At 62.1% G+C, this 12,683-nt stretch carries 10 protein-coding genes; all 10 read right to left on the bottom strand.

The window, feature by feature from the left end; all coding sequences use genetic code 11:
* Positions 1-2 precede the first annotated feature (2 nt).
* Positions 3-437 carry a DcrB-related protein gene (locus AB9N64_RS17140; RefSeq protein ID WP_130174791.1) on the bottom strand — a complete coding sequence of 145 codons (435 nt, stop codon included), beginning with the start codon at positions 435-437 and terminating at the stop codon, positions 3-5.
* A gap of 15 nt (positions 438-452) precedes the next feature.
* Entirely contained in the window at positions 453-2,399 is a 1,947-nt protein-coding gene (locus AB9N64_RS17135; RefSeq protein WP_020302839.1) for a type VI secretion system Vgr family protein, read from the bottom strand.
* A gap of 156 nt (positions 2,400-2,555) precedes the next feature.
* The gene (gene tssH, locus AB9N64_RS17130; RefSeq protein WP_122301782.1) at positions 2,556-5,216 is read right to left on the bottom strand and encodes a type VI secretion system ATPase TssH; all 2,661 of its coding nucleotides are present in this window, start codon (positions 5,214-5,216) and stop codon (positions 2,556-2,558) included.
* Positions 5,209-6,252: a type VI secretion system baseplate subunit TssG gene (gene tssG, locus AB9N64_RS17125; protein WP_014720501.1), complete on the bottom strand. Its 1,044-nt coding sequence runs from the start codon at positions 6,250-6,252 to the stop codon at positions 5,209-5,211. Before tssG ends, tssH begins: the two co-directional genes overlap by 8 nt.
* Positions 6,216-8,075: a type VI secretion system baseplate subunit TssF gene (gene tssF / locus AB9N64_RS17120; protein ID WP_371359550.1), complete on the bottom strand. Its 1,860-nt coding sequence runs from the start codon at positions 8,073-8,075 to the stop codon at positions 6,216-6,218. The genes tssG and tssF overlap by 37 nt, the downstream gene beginning before the upstream one ends.
* Positions 8,072-8,587 (bottom strand): type VI secretion system baseplate subunit TssE, encoded by a 516-nt coding sequence (tssE, locus tag AB9N64_RS17115; protein ID WP_003195563.1) that lies wholly within the window; start codon positions 8,585-8,587, stop codon positions 8,072-8,074. The genes tssF and tssE overlap by 4 nt, the downstream gene beginning before the upstream one ends.
* 72 nt (positions 8,588-8,659) lie before the next feature.
* Positions 8,660-9,148 (bottom strand): type VI secretion system tube protein Hcp, encoded by a 489-nt coding sequence (locus AB9N64_RS17110; protein WP_003195562.1) that lies wholly within the window; start codon positions 9,146-9,148, stop codon positions 8,660-8,662.
* A 155-nt stretch (positions 9,149-9,303) separates the two neighbouring features.
* Complete coding sequence (tssC, locus tag AB9N64_RS17105; protein ID WP_003195559.1) at positions 9,304-10,800, bottom strand: type VI secretion system contractile sheath large subunit; 1,497 nt, start codon at positions 10,798-10,800, stop codon at positions 9,304-9,306.
* A 2-nt stretch (positions 10,801-10,802) separates the two neighbouring features.
* Positions 10,803-11,309, bottom strand: coding sequence for a type VI secretion system contractile sheath small subunit (gene tssB / locus AB9N64_RS17100; protein WP_003195557.1), 507 nt, complete (start codon positions 11,307-11,309; stop codon positions 10,803-10,805).
* A 54-nt stretch (positions 11,310-11,363) separates the two neighbouring features.
* The gene (gene tssA, locus AB9N64_RS17095; protein WP_102665834.1) at positions 11,364-12,383 is read right to left on the bottom strand and encodes a type VI secretion system protein TssA; all 1,020 of its coding nucleotides are present in this window, start codon (positions 12,381-12,383) and stop codon (positions 11,364-11,366) included.
* Between the last annotated feature and the right edge of the window lie 300 nt (positions 12,384-12,683).

Here is a 12,683-nt window from a genome sequence, read left to right as displayed (position 1 = left end):
ACTCAGGGCGTGGCGAGGAAGTGGAGTGTGTTTTTCAGCGTTGCCCAGTGTGCCGCTTCGGCAGGGCCCAGGGGCTGGGTCTTGACGTAGCTCAGGGCAATCAGATTGCGGGTGCCAGGTATCTGCATCGCCAGCTGATACTGGTAAATGTTGTCGCTGCCTTTGTTGAAGTGGTTCTGCACTTCAAACGCATCGATGTCCTGCGCTGGGCCGACCTTGACCGCTTGTGCAGGGCTATAGCGCAGATCTTTGACCTGCTGCTCGAGTTTTTTCAGCTGGCCTTCAAAATTGCTTTGCAGGCTTTCGCCGTCCGCCAACGGGCTGCGGCTCACCACCAGGGTGGTGCCCAGCTTGGCGAACTTGAGGATATTGATGGAGGTGTCCTGTACCTCGGCGTCGGGAAGGATGAATTGGGCTTCGTTGATCAGGTAGTTCATGGTGACAAAATCTCGTTATTGACCAGCACCGGGCTTACCGGGGAATTTTGACTCGACGGCGGACTTGATCGTGCTTTGCACGCCCTGGGCACCCGGCGAAGTGCCTTTGTCGCTGCCCAGGTTGATGTCCAGCTTGCCCTTCGTCTGGATCTTGCTGCTGCCGGTGGAAAACAGGTTGAACGAGCCACAGGTCAGGTTGATGTCGCCGCCAGCCTTGAGCTCAATCACGCTGTCGCCGCACACCAGGCGAAGACTCTCGCCGGCCTCGATGGTGTAACTCGTGGCGGCGCTGTCGGACTTGGCACCGCCCACGATCACCGTGTCGTTATTGCGCACAACCCGCAGGCGGTTACTGCCAATGGTCACCGTCTCGTTATGCCCAATATTCTTGTTGCGGTCATGCCCCACCGAGTGGCTTTCATCCACCTCCACCACGATGTCCTGGTTACGCTCGGCATGGATATACAACTGCTCCAAGCCCTTCTTGTCCTCCATGCGGATTTCATTGAAGTTGGCCGGCGTGCCGCCTTTGCTGGAGCGACTTTTCATGCCGCTCTGGGTGGCGTTCTCCGGCAAGTCGTAGGGCACCGTCTGCTCAGCGTTGTACACCCGCCCGGTGATGATCGGTCGGTCGGGGTCGCCTTCGAGGAAGCTGACGATCACCTCTTGGCCGATGCGCGGAATCTGCATCGAGCCCCAGTTCTTGCCGGCCCAGGATTGCGACACACGAATCCAGCACGAGCTGTTCTCGTTGGATTGGTCATGGCGGTCCCAGTAGAAATGCACCTTCACGCGGCCGTACTGGTCGGTCCAGATTTCCTCGCCCTTGGGGCCTACCACCAAGGCGGTCTGCGGGCCTTTGACGATGGGGCGGTGAGTATTGGCCAGCGGGCGGAAACTCTGTTGGGCGTCGATGCAGGTCAGGCTGCTTTCAAACTGCGCCGAGCCTGAACCGCCACCGCTTTCCAGGCTTTCTTGCACGATGAAGTAGCGGCAACCGACGATCAGGTACTCGCGGTTCTGGTCCTGGCGACTGAAACCGGTGAGGCTGAACAGATGGCCCGAGCCCAGCCCGCGCGCATTGCCGCTGAACTCAATCTGTTCATGCAGGGTTTGCAGGGCCTCGATGCGGGTGCGCGCATAGTGTTCGCCGTCGGCGCTTTGCACGTAGGTACCGGGGTAGTCGTACAGCGGGTAGTCGCCGGCGGTGTGCGGGCGCGGCATGGCCGAGCGCACGTCGATGCTCGCGCTGGGGCGCTGGAAGTCGTAGTCGTTCAGCTCCAGCGAGCCCGGCTGCACCTCCTGCGCCAGGTGCCAATTGTGCATATGGTCGCGCTCGCGCTGCTGCTCGTCCTTGGGGTAGTAGGGGATCGACGCGTAGCCGGGCACGCTGGTGTGGGCGCCATAGGCGTCGGCCAGCACCAGCACATGGCGGTCCTGTTCATGGCGGAAGAAGTAGTAGATGCCTTCCTGTTCCATCAGTCGGCTGACGAAATCGAAGCTGGTCTCGCGGTACTGCACGCAGTACTCCCACTCGCGATACGGCCGGCTGAGGGTGTCTTCAAAGTCGGAAAAACCCAGGTCACGGAACACCTGCTTGATGATCTGCGGGATGCTCAGGTTCTGGAAAATCCGGCAGTCGGAGGTGCGGCTGAGCAACCACAGCCAAGGGCGCAGGGTGACTTGGTAACTGGCGAACTGGCCTTTGTCGATGTTCTGGCTGCACCGCGCAACGATCCCGTGGAAATGCCGCTCGCCGCCGTCCGCCAGTTGCAGGCCGACGCTCATCGGTTTACCCAGCAATTGGTTCAGGTCGATGTTGGCGTCCAGGGACGTCAGTTGCAGCTCATAGTTGAACAGCCGGCCCAACTCTTCACCGCCGCCCATTTCGTTGAGCAGCAGCACATCCGGCCCGAGGGGGCTGTTGATCTTGGCCAGGCGTGAGGCTTGGTTGAATAGCATCGGTAGTCCCGTAAATACCGTCATCACTGACGGAACCGGATCAACTGTGGGAGCTGGCTTGCCTGCGATAGCGGTGGATCAGTCAACATCAATGCTGAATGTCAGACCGCTATCGCAGGCAAGCCAGCTCCCACACTGACCGTATTCCAACAATAGTTATTCGGTGTCGCTGAAGTCGTAGTGCAGTTCATTATCCCGACTACTGATCCGCACCCCCGCCAGTGCCTTGCCTTCCAACATGCGCGTCAGAAATTCCCGGCTCATGTCCGGCAGCAGGCTGTTGGTCAGGATGGTGTCGATCATGCGCCCGCCGCTTTCGGTCTCGGTGCAGCGCGAGACGATCAGGTCGACCACTGCGTCGTCATACTCGAACGCGACTTTGTGGGTGTTCTCCACACGCTTCTTGATGCGGTTCAGTTGCAGGCGCGTGATCGCTTTGAGCATCTCATCGCTCAGCGGGTAGTACGGGATGGTCACCAGGCGACCGAGCAAGGCCGGTGGGAAAATCTCCAGCAGAGGCTGGCGCAGGGCCTTGGCGATTTCCTCGGGCTCGGGGATGTTCGCCGGGTCCTTGCAGACGTGGGAGATCAGCTCGGTACCGGCGTTGGTGGTCAGCAGGATCAGGGTGTTTTTGAAGTCGATCACCCGGCCTTCGCCGTCTTCCATCACGCCCTTGTCGAACACCTGGAAGAAAATCTCGTGCACGTCCGGGTGAGCTTTCTCCACCTCATCGAGCAGCACCACGCTGTAGGGTTTGCGCCGTACCGCTTCGGTCAGCACACCGCCTTCGCCGTAGCCGATATAGCCCGGTGGCGCGCCCTTGAGGGTGGACACGGTGTGGGCTTCCTGGAACTCGCTCATGTTGATGGTGATGACGTTCTGCTCACCGCCATACATGGCTTCGGCCAGGGCCAGGGCGGTTTCGGTCTTGCCCACACCCGAGGTGCCGGCCAGCATGAACACGCCAATCGGCTTGCTCGGGTTGTCGAGGCCGGCGCGGGAGGTCTGGATGCGCTTGGCGATCATCTGCAGGGCATGGTCCTGGCCGATGATGCGTTTCTTCAGGTGCTGGTCGAGGTTGAGCACAGTTTCCAGCTCATTGCGCGCCATGCGGCCCACCGGGATGCCGGTCCAGTCGGCGACCACCGAGGCCACGGCCTGATAATCCACGGTCGGCAGGATCAACGGGGTTTCGCCTTGCAGGGCGGTGAGGCGCTGTTGCAGGTCGACCAATTGCGCACGCAACTCATCGTTGCCGCTGTCCACCACACCGGCTTTCTCGCGCAAGGTTGCGCGGGTGGCGAGCAGTTCATCCACCAAGGCTTTCTCTTCAGCCCAGCGGCTTTCCAGCGTGGCCAGACGCTCACGCTCGGCGGTCAGCAGCGCTTCGCTATTGGTTTGACGCGCACCAATGGCAATGCCGATCGCATGCTCACGGGCGATGATTTGCAACTCGGTTTCCAGGGCCTCGATACGGCGACGGCTGTCGTCCACTTCCGCGGGTACCGCGTGCAGGCTGATGGCGACGCGGGCGCAGGCGGTGTCCAGCAGGCTTACGGATTTGTCCGGCAACTGGCGCGCCGGAATGTAGCGGTGGGAGAGCTTCACTGAGGCTTCCAGAGCTTCGTCGAGGATCTGCACCTGATGGTGTTTTTCCATGGTGGAAGCCACGCCGCGCATCATCAGCAGGGCCTTGTCTTCCGACGGTTCGGCAACCTGCACCACTTGGAAGCGGCGGGTCAGGGCCGGGTCTTTCTCGATGTGCTTTTTGTACTCGGCCCAGGTGGTGGCAGCCACGGTACGCAAGGTGCCACGGGCCAGGGCAGGCTTGAGCAGGTTGGCTGCGTCACCGGTGCCGGCAGCGCCACCGGCACCCACCAGGGTATGGGCTTCGTCGATAAACAGGATGATCGGCTTGGGCGAGGCCTGCACGTCTTCGATGACCTGGCGCAGGCGCTGTTCGAACTCGCCTTTCATGCTGGCGCCGGCTTGCAACAGGCCCACGTCGAGGCTGCGCAGCTCCACGTCCTTGAGCGCAGGCGGCACGTCACCGGCGACGATACGCAGGGCGAAACCTTCGACCACGGCGGTCTTGCCCACCCCGGCCTCACCAGTGAGGATCGGGTTGTTCTGGCGCCGACGCATGAGGATATCCACCAGTTGGCGAATCTCTTCGTCACGGCCCACGATGGGGTCGAGCTTGCCGCTGCGGGCCTGTTCGGTCAGGTCAACAGTGAAACGCTTGAGCGCTTCCTGCTTGCCCATCGCGCTGGGCGCCATGGCACCGCTGGCCTCGCCTGGCACACCGGCATTGAAACCGTCGCTGGCGCTCAAGGCATTTTCCGGCGAGTCACCGACGTATTCGTCAAAGCGCTCGCTCAAGGCCTCGGCCTTGATCTTGTCGAACTCGCCGGACAGGCCCAGCAGCGCATGGCGCAGGCTCGGTGTCTTCAAGATGCCCAGCACCAGATAACCGGTGCGTACCTGGCTTTCGCCAAACATCAGGCTGCCATACACCCAGCCGCGTTCTACGGCCTCTTCCACATGGGAGGACAGGTCGGTGATCGACGTGGAGCCGCGCGGCAGTCGGTCCAGGGCTTCGGTGAGGTCGCGGGCCAGGCGCGCCGGCTCCACGTTGAACTGGCGGATGATGCGGTGCAGGTCGGAGTCCTGCAGTTGCAACAACTGGTGAAACCAGTGGGCCAGTTCCACATACGGATTGCCCCGTAATTTGCAGAACACGGTGGCGGCTTCGATGGCTTTGTAGGCCACGCTGTTGAGTTTGCCGAACAGTGCGGCGCGACTGATTTCACCCATGCTCTGGATTCCTTGAGGTGGTGGCGTGGTCGGCGTAATGCCGGGCCAGGATTAGGTCGTTGGCGTCATGCGCAGGTTGGCCGAGCCAGGTGTTGAAGCCCAGGCGGAACTGGCCGTTGAGTTGCAGCGCCGGTACTTCGGGTTGTTGCAAAACCAGGTTCAAGTCCCAGTCCAATTCATGGCCCAGGTACTCGGCCACCCACGCCACCAGCTCGTTGAACGGCTGTTGGCCGGGCAGCATGCCCATGTAGTTATCCAGCGTGAGCGGGCCCAGGCGGATGCGGAATTTGTGCTGGCGGTCCCATACGTGGCTGCCCAGGCAGAAGTCCACGCCCAACTGGTTGGCGCTGACCCCCACGCGGCTGCGTTCGGGCAGTTCAAGCCATTGGCCGACGTATTCCTCGATCTCTACCGGCAGGCCGAAGTACTCGCCCAGGATCGCTTTCAAGCCATCCGGGTAGCGGGTTTGCGCCGACAGATGGCCGCTGTAATGCAGCTTCGCGGTATCGGGGATCAGCCCTTGATTGAGCAGGCTCGGCATCCCGCGGCCACTCAGGGCGGCGAGGCGGGCGGACCAGTAGTCATCGTCCGGGCGGTCATGGCTGACCGTTGGCCGCGCCTCGGCCCAGGCCCGATAGAACAGGGTCAGCAGGCGATGGTGGAATACATCCAGGAACTGCTTGCTGGTGCTGTCGGCGTTGTTGCGTTGGCGCTCGCGCACGTACTCGGTGATGTGCAGCGGCAGCGGCCCGTTGGGGCCGCCGAGGCCGAAGAAGAACTGCTCCAACCGCGCCGGCTTGCCGTCGCCACCGGGGGCGACCGAGGCGAGGGTGGCGGGTGCGAAGGTGCAATCGGCCTGCTGCCCCAGGCGCAGCGGATCATCGGCCAGGCGCAGGGAATGGCCCAGGCGTGGCAGCTCGGGCGTTTCGCACTCGATGCGCCGCAATGCCTGGAAGAAGTCATATTCCCAGGGCTCCTGGTGCATCGCGTCCAGGGTTCTCACAGGGTCGGACGCCGTCCGGGCTTGGCTTTCCATCGCATGATCTCGCCGCGTTCGGTGGTACGGATCACCGTCTCGGTAAAGCTGTTGATCGACACGTAGCGTGCCAGGAAGCGCTCCAGCACTGCACCGAGCAGGAACACGCCGGTGCCGCGAAACGCGTTTTCATCGAACTCCAGGGTGATTTCCAGGCCGCGGCCAAACACAATCGGGCCAGGCATCGGCAAGCGTCGGGTCACCGCCTTGCTGCTGACTTCGCGCAGGCCTTCGATCTGCAATTGCAGGGCGGCGTCATTGCTGTCGCCGTACAGGCGCAGCAATTCGCGCAAGGCGCCGGCGCCCTGGCCCTGTTCGCTCAAGGAGAGGTAGTTGAGCGACAACTGGCTGATCAGGCGCCAGGCCTTGGCGTCATGTGCGTGGCTGGCACGCGGGCGGCTTGGCCCGGCGACGCATCGCACGGCCAGTACCGGCGCGCTGTCGGCCAGGGTGAAGTCGGTCTTGCCGTTGCCCACGCTCATGAACAGCGGCAGGTCCCGGTTGGTGCACAGCGCCGTCACGCCCAGTTGGCGCAGGTCATGGCGATACGGCGCCTGGCGGCTGTCCACCAGGCTGACGAAGGTTTCACCGCCCACATAAGTGGAGCGTGGGCCATTGCGGCGTTGGTCGCTGGACAGCACCCGTGGCTCGCGGCGCACGCTGTAATAGGCCTGGTCGCGGCCATAGCGCGACGGATCGCGCACCGCATAGAACGGCAAGAACGGCTGCTCCGGTCCGGTGCCATGGCCGGTAATGCCACTCAAGGAGTGAATCTCGAAATCCATCGGCCGGGTACGGTCGGCGATCACATGGTGTTCATTGACCCGGTCGGACAAGTGGATGCGGTCCACGCGCTTGGGGAACAGGTTGATGGCGGGCGTGCAGAACGGCAAGAACTGCGCCGCGCCGACACTGCCTTCCAGGCTCGGTTCGTGGCGGTCGAACAACACGATCAGTTCCAGCTCCTGGCCGTCACACCGCTTGACCGCGCGTCTCAACTCGGCGAACTCAACGAACAGGAAGCGATGGGGCAGGGCGAAGTACTCCTGCAACAGGCGATAGCCCTGGAACGCCCGCGCCACCACCGGCATGGCCGCATCGGCATCATCGAACCCCCGCGAGCGCAACGCGCCCTGGGGCAGGCGCTCGACCCAATCGCCACCGGGCTGGCGCGCAAACACCGCGCAGGCATTGCCCAGCAGTTGTTCGTAGAGGCGAAACGGTTGTTCATCAGCGCCGCTCAGGTACAGCGGCAAGGTATCCAGGTCGAGGCTGTTGAACGGCAGCTCGGCACCGGTGCGCAGGGTCAGGCGCAGGCCCGCCTTGGCTTTCGGTTCGCTGGCGGCCAGGCGTCCGAGCACGGCGGCGGGGTTGCCGAAATATTCGGCGTTGCTGACCTGCAACGGCCACAGCGTCACCGGGTGCGCGGTGCGGTACTCGCAGCAGGTCTGGGTTTCACGGCCCAGGGCGGCACGCAGCACCGTGTCCCGGGGCAGCGGGAAACCGCCGGCCAGGGAGCCTTCATCGGGGTCGGTCTGCAATTGCACTACGGTCATCGACGGCGTCGGTGCCAGGTAGTGCGGGTAGGCGATTTCCAGCAAGTTGTGGGTGAAGGTCGGGTACTCGGCGTCGAGCTTGAGCTGCACGCGGGCGGTGAGATAGGCGAAGCCTTCAAGCAAACGTTCGACGTACGGGTCGGCGCAGTCCATGCCGGACAGGGTCAGCCGACTGGCGATCTTCGGGTATTCCTTGGCGAACTCGGCGGCGCTTTCGCGCACGTGGTGCAGTTCCTGGTTGTACAGCTCCAGCAGGCGCGGGTTCATGGGCGTCTCCGCTGGTCGGCATTGAGCACGCGCACATGGCCGGACTCCAGGTCCACGTCGGTCTGCAACAGCAAACGCAACGGCACCGGCTGTGCCCACAGGTCGCCTTCAATCTCGAAACTCAGGGCGTTGTGATTCATCTCGCCATGGCCCATGCGCGCCTTGACCCGCAATGTGTGGCGCAAAATACGCGGCTCGAAAGTGGCGATGGCCTGGTAAATCAAGGCTTCTAGGGCTTTGATATCGACGCTCGACGCGCTGTTGCCCGCCAGTGCTGGCAGGCCGTAATTGACCACCGAAGTGCCGGCCGGGGTGTGCAGCGTGGCATCGGTATCGAGTAACGAGGTGGTGTTAAGCAACCACGCCAGGTCACGCAGCACCGAGGCCTTCAATTGGGTCAGGGACAGCACGCGTTTGTCGGCGCTTTCCTTGGGGTTGGTCGGGTCGTCGTCGGTCAACCGGTCCAGCAGGGACGGTTGCAGACGGTCGCGGGAAGCGATTTCAGTTACCACCAAAGCAGCTCCACGGACGGGTTGCGAGAGGGACACAATGGCCGTGGCACCGGGCCACGGCCACAAGGGCTATCAGCGTTTGGTGTTGGAGCGGATGTTCCAGCCAAACTTGATGGCGCCGCCGTCTTTGGTGCCGTCGGCTTTCTGCGGCTGGTAGTCGACCATCACTTGGGCGAAGTTCAGGGTGACGTTTTCGGTCAGGCGATCATCGCTGCCCGAACCGCCGGTGCTCAAGGAGGTGACCAGCACTTCTTCCAGGTTGATCACCATGTACTCGACCTGGCTCTCGCCACCGGCCTTGCGCACGGTCAGCTTGACCTTGTCGATGTGCTTGCCGCTGGCGCAGTGCATCATCAGGTTGGGCGAAGCCTTGTCGACGTACTTGGTCAGCGACAGGTCCTGGATATTCACCTTGCCCGCGCCACCGCCACCGCCGACGTGCATGTTGCCGGACTGGGACATGCCCCAGCTCCAGTTCAACACATCGATTTCGTCCTTGTGGGCCTTGTCCATGGACTCGCCCTTGATGTCGCCGATCTTGATGAAAATATCAACAGCCATGTTTTCTCCCTGTGTGGCCCATGCCACTTGATTGGGTGATCGTTCCCACGCTCTGCGTGGTAACGCATCCTGTGACGCTACGCGTCACCGGGACGCAGAGCGTCCCGGGCGGCATTCCCACGCGGAGCGTGGGAACGAGCTAGCTCAATCGTTACTTATGCGCTTTTTGCCGAAGGCAGTTTCGATACCAGGCGCAACGACACCGTCAGCCCTTCAAGCTGATAGTGCGGGCGCAGGTAGAACTTGGAGTTGTAATACCCCGGGTTGCCTTCGACTTCTTCCACGATCACTTCGGCCGCCGCCAACGGGTGCTGGGCCTTGGTGGTTTCGGTGGAGTGCGCCGGGTCGCCGTCGACGTAGTTGAGGATCCAGTCCTGCAACCAGCGCTGCATTTCGTCCTTCTCTTTGAAGGAGCCGACCTTGTCGCGCACGATGCATTTCAAGTAGTGGGCGAAACGGCAGGTGGCGAACAGGTACGGCAGGCGTGCGGCCAGGTTGGCGTTGGCGGTGGCGTCCGGGTCGTCGTATTCGGCAGGCTTTTGCAGCGACTGGGCGCCAATGAACGCGGCGAAGTCGGTGTTTTTCTTGTGCAGCAGCGGCATGAAACCGTTCTTCGCCAGTTCCGCTTCACGGCGGTCACTGATGGCGATTTCGGTCGGGCACTTCATGTCCACGCCACCGTCATCGGTAGGGAACGTGTGGGCCGGCAGGTTTTCCACTTCACCACCAGACTCGATACCGCGGATGCGCGAGCACCAGCCGTAGTGCTTGAACGAACGGTTGATGTTCACTGCCATGGCGTAGGCGGCGTTGGCCCAGGTGTACTTGGAGCTGTCGGCGCCGTCGGTGTTTTCTTCGAAGGCGAAGGCTTCTACCGGGTCGGTCTTGGCGCCGTACGGCAGGCGTGCCAGGAAGCGCGGCATGGTCAGGCCGATGTAGCGCGAATCTTCCGATTCACGCAGCGAGCGCCAGCCGGCGTATTCCGGGGTGGTGAAGATCTTGGTCAGGTCGCGTGGGTTCGACAGTTCCTGCCACGAACCCATGCCCATCACGGTCGGCGAGGCCGCAGCGATGAAAGGCGAGTGCATGGCGGCGCAGACTTTTGACAGCTCGCCCAGCAGTTCCACGTCGGGCGGCGACTGGTCGAAGTAGTAGTCACCCACCAGGCAGCCGTAAGGTTCGCCACCGAACTGGCCGTATTCTTCTTCGTACATCTTCTTGAAGATCGGGCTCTGGTCCCACGCGGTGCCCTTGAATTTCTTCAGGGTCTTGTGCAGGTCTGGCTTGGAGATGTTGAGCACGCGAATCTTCAGTTGCTCATCGCTCTCGGTGTTATTGACCAGGTAATGCAGGCCACGCCAGGCGCTTTCCAGTTGTTGGAAATCCTGGTGGTGGATGATCTGGTTGACCTGGGCGGTGAGCTTGGCGTCGATGGCGGCGATGATCGATTCGATCGACTTGATCGCGTCGTTGGACACCAGGTCGGTTTGCGCCAGGGCCTGTTCAGCCAGGGTGCGCACCGCGGTTTCAACGGCTTCGCGGGCACGCTCGGTCTTGGGCTTGAATTCTTGCAGCAGCAGGTTCGCGAACTCGCTGGCTTCTTCGGTGGTACCCAGGATCTGGCTGCCTTCGCGGGCGGTATTGTCCGTCATGATTACTGCTCCCCTGCAGGCTTGGGCGCGCTGGCAAGTGCCTGAAGCAATGCCGGGTCCTTGATCGCCTTCATGATGATTTCTTCAGCGCCAGTCTTGCCGTCCATGTAGGTCAGCAGGTTGGCCAATTGGGTGCGGGCTTCGAGCAGCTGATTCAGGGAGTCGACCTTGCGGGCCACGGCGGCCGGGCTGAAGTCGTCCATGCTTTCGAAGGTGATGTCCAGGCTCAGGTTGCCTTCGCCTGTCAGCTCATTGGGTACGTGGAACGCGACGCGTGGCTGCATGGCCTTGAGGCGTGAGTCGAAGTTGTCGACGTCCACCTCAAGGAACTTGCGGTCGGCCACGGGTGCCAGCGGCTCGGCAGGCTTGCCGGCGAGGTCGGCCATCACGCCCATCACGAAGGGCAGCTGGACCTTTTTCTCGGCGCCGTAAAGCTCGACGTCGTACTCGATCTGCACTCGAGGCGCACGGTTGCGCGCGATGAATTTCTGAGAACTTTGCTTCGCCACGTTGCTGCTCCTGGTCGCTTGAGCGACGGTGTTGTTACTGCACGGTCCGGCGGCTTACTCGCTTTCGGGGCCGCGCAGGTTTTCAAATTGGGACATGCCATCGGGAATCAGATTGCGCACGATGGCCGCAAAGTCGGCATGTACCAGATTCTTGGCTCGGTTCAACAGCACCGGCAGCGGGCTCGAAGGCTCGTGGCGGGTGTAGTACGCGAGGATTTTGTCGAGGCTGCGCAGCACATCGTCGCGGGTGGCGATGTCGCCAGAAGGGCGAGGAGCTGCGGGCGCGGCGGCGTTATCGACCGAGGGGGCATTGTCTTCACTGACGGCCTCGGGATCGCTGCTGCTGTCGGTGCCTGGCACCGCTTGGTTGAGTAGTTGCAGGGCCTGTTTGAGCGGCTGCTTCAAGGCGCTGAGGTCCACGCCCTGGGCGGAACCGACTTGGTCATTGACCTGTTGCTCAATGGCCTCGCACGCCGCACGCGCCGCGCTCAAGGCGTCACGGGTGGCTTGCAGTTGTTCGGGGTCGCTGTCCAGGAACGCGGCGTTGAGTTGCTGGTTGCCCAACTGCTCATCGGCAAAACTCTGCAGGCCGCTGGCGTTGAGCGCTGCGCGCAGGCTCACGGGCCCGAAGGTGCGCGAGCGCGTCAGGATGCTTTCGCGCAGCAGACGGATATTGGTCTCGCAGGTCAGGCCGGTAAGGGCGTTGATGCGCACGGTGGGGTCGTTGTCATCGTCGGCATCCAGGCGCGGGTGCAGCTCGGCCCAGTATTGGCGCAGCAAGGCGTCGATCAGCGTGAGGACTTCGGCCAGCCCGGCCACACCCTGGAGGGCGAGGGTGCTTTGCAGCAGAAAGTGGGTGATGCGCAGGTCTTTGCTGCGCTGCAACAGGTCGAGGCTTTGCTGCTGGATGCTGCGCCACTCGGGCGGCTCAGCGGGCAGGATCGAGTCGCCCATGCTGCGTTCGGGTTGGCCCTTGGCATCACGTTCCAATTGCAGAAATTGCGCGTCATATTCCATGTCCTCGCCACAGGGCGACGTCGCGGAAACGGCGGTGAGCAGCAACGGCACATCCACTGAATTCGATCTCCTTATCGGCCCGCTGGATGGCGGGCAACGCATGCATTAGTTGCGTAATGAACTTTGCATGTTTTCTTGGTCATACACTCAGCGCGCCACTACTGTGCCATCACTGATGTTCAAGAAGTTGTGCATTTTTGGTGTAGTACTTATGGCTTGTCAAGGTAAGCTATTCGCCCTCTGTGACAGATGTGCGGTGTTTAACAACCTGCGCGACTGGCGAGTCGAAAGGCGCGCCCAGAGCGGATTTTTGTCATGGAGGCCAGTTAAGATCAGCGATCATGCTGGTAAAAGCAG

Source organism: Pseudomonas sp. KT_2_4, from assembly GCF_041410225.1.
Lineage (GTDB): Bacteria > Pseudomonadota > Gammaproteobacteria > Pseudomonadales > Pseudomonadaceae > Aquipseudomonas > Aquipseudomonas paracarnis.
The sequence above is the reverse complement of the archived record's forward strand: the minus strand, read 5'-3'. Positions and strand labels throughout refer to the sequence as shown.

What these genes read in the sequence shown, in the direction of transcription:
- tssH (WP_122301782.1), bottom strand. Translation starts at nt 5,216, where the DNA reads ATGGGTGAAATCAGTCGCGCCGCACTGTTCGGCAAACTCAACAGCGTG.
- tssG (WP_014720501.1), bottom strand. Translation starts at nt 6,252, where the DNA reads ATGGAAAGCCAAGCCCGGACGGCGTCCGACCCTGTGAGAACCCTGGAC.
- AB9N64_RS17135 (WP_020302839.1), bottom strand. Translation starts at nt 2,399, where the DNA reads ATGCTATTCAACCAAGCCTCACGCCTGGCCAAGATCAACAGCCCCCTC.
- tssC (WP_003195559.1), bottom strand. Translation starts at nt 10,800, where the DNA reads ATGACGGACAATACCGCCCGCGAAGGCAGCCAGATCCTGGGTACCACC.
- tssF (WP_371359550.1), bottom strand. Translation starts at nt 8,075, where the DNA reads ATGAACCCGCGCCTGCTGGAGCTGTACAACCAGGAACTGCACCACGTG.
- AB9N64_RS17110 (WP_003195562.1), bottom strand. Translation starts at nt 9,148, where the DNA reads ATGGCTGTTGATATTTTCATCAAGATCGGCGACATCAAGGGCGAGTCC.
- AB9N64_RS17140 (WP_130174791.1), bottom strand. Translation starts at nt 437, where the DNA reads ATGAACTACCTGATCAACGAAGCCCAATTCATCCTTCCCGACGCCGAG.